Source organism: Pantoea sp. Pa-EAmG (genome assembly GCF_030024295.1).
GTDB classification, from domain to species: domain Bacteria; phylum Pseudomonadota; class Gammaproteobacteria; order Enterobacterales; family Enterobacteriaceae; genus Pantoea; species Pantoea dispersa.
This window is the reverse complement of the sequence record NZ_JASEWO010000259.1, coordinates 1-4,368: the sequence shown is the minus strand read 5'-3', so window position 1 is coordinate 4,368 and position 4,368 is coordinate 1. Positions and strand designations below refer to the sequence as shown.

Here is a 4,368-nt window from a genome sequence, read left to right as displayed (position 1 = left end):
GATAGCGGCATTTGATTAATAAGCGCCTGCTCGCGCTTTACCAGCGCATCATCCTGCGCATAAGGCGAGGATTGGATTTGCGTTTCCAGCAACTGTTGCAGATGCCACGCCAGCTGTTTGACTTCCTGCTGGGTCACGTTCTGCGGTAGCTCACGCGAGATATTCAGCATCAGCCAGGCTTGCAGGAACTTGCCGTCATAATGCTTAGGTTGATACAGCATCTGATATGCCTTCAGCGCCTCGTAGCTGTAATCCGCATCACTGCCGTTGTCATTACGCAGCCAGCGGGTGATGTTTTGTGCCACCTGCGGCAGCAACAATTGCTTCAACGCTTTGCTGTAAAGTGCCTGGCTGGCGTCACTTACTTCAGTGCCACGGTATAACCACATACGACGCGTTAGCGGTGGTTCCTGCAATGAGAAGTCTTTGCTCTCCGGCAGATGCAACAGCGTATTGAGGTAAGGCACCAGCGCAAACAAATCGCCATTACCCTGGCGTTGCAGTTGTTCGCCAAGTTGCTCAACTTGCGGCGTCTTTGCTGCCATCTCCTGTAAATAGGTTTTATTTTTACTGTAACTGGTCAGCCACAACACCCCTGCAACGACCACAATGACCAAAAGCGCCAGATAGCCGGACCATAATCCCGCACGATTGCGCAGTTCCCACCAGCGATTGCTGGCTGCCAGGCCGGATTCCTGAAATACCACATCTTCCAGCATGTCTTTCAGGAAAAAGCTTTGCCCTTTGGTCGGGGGGATGGGTGCATCTTTGCCAACCTGATCCCAGCGACCTAATTCACCGTTCTGTTGTCCCGGCAAATGCAACGCGCGGGTTAACTCCCCCATCACGCGGTCAAACGGCAGTCCTTCCTGGGTACCACTGGCAAAGTAGATACCGCGCGGAGCGAACTGGGTTTCAAAATCGGAGCGGGCGAATAAGGTCTCCAGTGCTTCGGCCAGCAACGGACGTAATGCGGCAAACTCCTGCGGGAACAGATAACTATCCGCGCGCGACTGGGCATCGCCTTCAGCCAGCAAGGTATCGGCTAGCCCGGCATCCAGACGTTGTTGCAGCAGCGAATACTCCTGCTGGAACTGGCTACTCAGTTCGAAATCAGCCGTAGACGCCTGCGCCCAGGGAAAGGTAAAGCCCCAGATTTGCTCGCGCTGGGTTTTATCCAGCCCGGCAAAATAGCTACGAAACCCTTTCAACAAGTCCGCTTTGGTAACCAGCACGTAGACCGGGAAACGAATACCGAGGCGGTCGTGCAACTCCATCAGACGCTGGCGTAAGGTTAGGGCCTGATTGCGCAAGGCTTCCGGCGTCTGGCTAAGTAAATCCGCCACGCTCAGGGTGACGATGACACCATTGATCGGCTGGCGACCACGGTATTTGCAAAGCAACCCCAAAAAGTGGTGCCACTCGCTGGCATCACGCTCCTGTTGGCTCTCCTGGGTGGCATAGCGTCCGGCGGTGTCCAGCAGCACAGCATCATTGGTAAACCACCAGTCGCAGTTGCGCGTGCCCCCGATACCCCGCAGCGCGGCCTTACCAAACTTATCCGCCAGCGGGAATTGCAGACCCGAATTGACCAGCGCAGTCGTTTTACCGGCCCCCGGAGCGCCGATGATCATGTACCACGGCAATTGGTAGAGATGCTGACGGCTGAAACGCTGTGCCCAAAACGGCGTCCCTTTGCTGTTATGACGCTGGAAATGCGCTTTTTTCAGCATCTCCGTCGCTTCGCCAAAACGGCTCGCCAGCACTTGCTCCTCGTTGGTGAGGCGTTTTCTGTCCTGTTCAGATTCGCCACTCGGGCGGGTTTCCAGGCTCGACATCAGTTTACGGTTGAGCCACATGTTGTAGAGGCGAGGAATCGCCTGGCTCAAACCCCACACCAGATACAGCAAGGCAATACTGATCACGCGATTCTGCTCAGGTTCAAGCGGCCGCGAATCGACAATCGAGAACACCGGGCCAATCACCCAGATGATAAATGATAGCGCCGTGATACCGACAAAACCCCAGGCGAGGCGGCTGGTCAGCACGGCAAAAAGCATATTCAGCATGGATTAGTTCCCTCTCGCCAGGCCGTTGAGTTCAGCTAGCGTCGCATCCGGCGCCACCAGCAGCGTAATCTCCACACGACGGTTACGCGCACGGTTCTCAGCACTGGTATTTGGCACAATTGGATTGCTCTCGCCACGCCCTTCCGCTTTCACGCGTGCCGGTTGGGTCAATTGCTTTTGCAGCAAGCTCTGAACCGTCTGGGCACGTGCCAGCGAGAGTTCATAGTTGGAAGCAAAACGGGCGCTGCGGATCGGTACGTTATCGCTGTAACCCACCACCAGAATCTTGCCGCTGACGTTATTCATCGCCGCCGCAATACGTTCGATAACCGCTTCATAACGGCCCCGCACCGTGGTTGCGCCGGAGGTAAACAAGCCATCCCCTTTTAGCGTCACGACGCTTTGATCGGCTTCATCCCGCACCACGACCAGGCCAGCATCAATTTCCGGTTTGAGGAACGTTTTCAGATTGAGCGCAGCCGGTGGCGGCGGTGCCGGATGACGAATCTGTATTTCCGGTAATGAAGTTTGGTAGATGTTGGCCAGCACCGGTGTGGTGTAGTCCCCCAGCCGCCAGTTGAGAATGATATAGAACAGACAGGCACCGAGCGCGGCCACTGCAGCGCAGGCCCACAGCGGGATCATCGGACGCCACAACTTGCGCAACACCGGTTGATCGGTCGGATGCAACGACAGCGCCGCCGCATAGCTGCCGCGTACGCTTTTGATCATCTGCAACAGTCGTTGTTTGATGGTTTCCAGCTGCGAGCGCCCATTGTCCAGTACCCGATAGCGCCCTTCAAAACCGAGCAGCAGGCAAAAGTAGATCAATTCCAGTAACAGGATATGCTGACGCGGATTCTGCGACAGTTTTGCCAGCAACTGGAAAAACTTCTCTCCGCCCCAGGTTTCATTATGAAAAGTGACCAGCAAACCTTTGCTGGTCCAGACGCCGCGGCTGCCCCAAGGCGTCAGCGCGGCGGCTTCATCCAGTGCGGTGCACAGGCAATAACGCGCACCGATGATCACTTCATAACTCAGGCCCGACTGCTGACAACGCAGTTCAAAGTGACGGATCTGGTCTATCAATTGCTGACGCAGACGTGCGGGATCGTCATGGGAAACGGAGTGCCGGATCTGCGGGATGGCGTTAATCAGCGGGTTGGCCGCTGCCACCAACGCATTCTGGTGGCTCACGTCGGGCTGTGTGACATCGCTATTCGATTTCTGTTGTGGCTGCATCATGCGTGCTCAGTTTTGATTATTCTGACTGACTACGAATGGCCCAGAACTCCATATTCAGGCCAGGAAATTCTCCGGCGAGATGAAGCGCAAAGGCGCCTGATCGTTCCATCTCCTTCCACAACTCACTGTTTTTATCCAGTTCAAAGTAGCTGTAACCTGCATGCCATGGGATTTGCGGTGGCGCACCCGGCATACTGATTAGCGTCAGGCCAGGCAACTGAAGTTGCACCAGATCGCGAATTTTGGTGACAGGGGCGACTTTCATCTGCGCTGGGAAATGGGTTTTTATTGCATCGACAGGTACATTGGCTTTTACCGCCAGCACGAAACCAAATTCGCGCACCATGCTGCTTTCCGGCACCGTTGCCACATTCAATCCATGTGAGCGCTGGGTCAGAGGCAGTTGAATGGCGCTCTCCTCCATCACCTGCGACAACGCCTGCCGCATTTGCAAGGTCAAGTGCGTAAAGCAGCCATGCAGATCGTCATGGTCATAACGCGGAAACACATCCGGCGTGCGGGCGGATGACCAGGTGCATAGCTCCGACGCCAGTTGTAGCCAATGACTAAACAGAGATTCAGGATGCAGTAACGGTAAGCTTTGCAGATGTGCATGCAGACCCAACTGCCGGTTTAACAAGGCCAGCAGCATGAAATCGACCATATCGGCGCTGTTAAAACGACCGGTACCCGGTGTGCGCTGACTCAGTTGCTGGCTGCGTTGCAGAATCAAGCCATGCAGATCGTTCATCATACTTTGCAGCCCGTGACTCTCGGTCAGGGTGAGCATCGGTGGGATATAATCGCTGTCGAGACGAAGGTGATTATAACTGCGCTTTTCCACTACGCGCGCCACCCCCATCGCCGTCCATTCTGCGGTGAGATCCTGCTCCAGCATCAGGCGCAGGCGCAATTTACCGAATTGAACCGTGGCTGCCCCCACCGCCATTGCGTTGTCATCTTCCACCTCGCTTTCCCATGCCAGATAACGCGCCAGTGAGTCTTGTGAATCCTGAAATGTCACAGCCTCACGTCCATTGCGTCGCGTCGGGAT

General features: G+C 55.4%; 3 protein-coding genes. All 3 read right to left on the bottom strand.

The window, feature by feature from the left end; genetic code table 11:
- Positions 1-2,069, bottom strand: a 2,069-nt coding sequence (gene tssM / locus QMM04_RS21095; protein WP_282996944.1) for a type VI secretion system membrane subunit TssM, incomplete at its 3' end; no start/stop codon positions are given.
- Between the two features lie 3 nt (positions 2,070-2,072).
- Positions 2,073-3,314 (bottom strand): DotU family type VI secretion system protein, encoded by a 1,242-nt coding sequence (locus QMM04_RS21090; protein WP_097116739.1) that lies wholly within the window; start codon positions 3,312-3,314, stop codon positions 2,073-2,075.
- Positions 3,315-3,330: 16 nt separating this feature from the next.
- Positions 3,331-4,368, bottom strand: a 1,038-nt coding sequence (tssK, locus tag QMM04_RS21085) for a type VI secretion system baseplate subunit TssK (RefSeq protein WP_282996943.1), incomplete at its 5' end; no start/stop codon positions are given.

Bases quoted from the DNA above. Each gene is read 5' to 3' on its own strand.
- QMM04_RS21090 (WP_097116739.1), bottom strand. From the start codon at position 3,314: ATGATGCAGCCACAACAGAAATCGAATAGCGATGTCACACAGCCCGAC.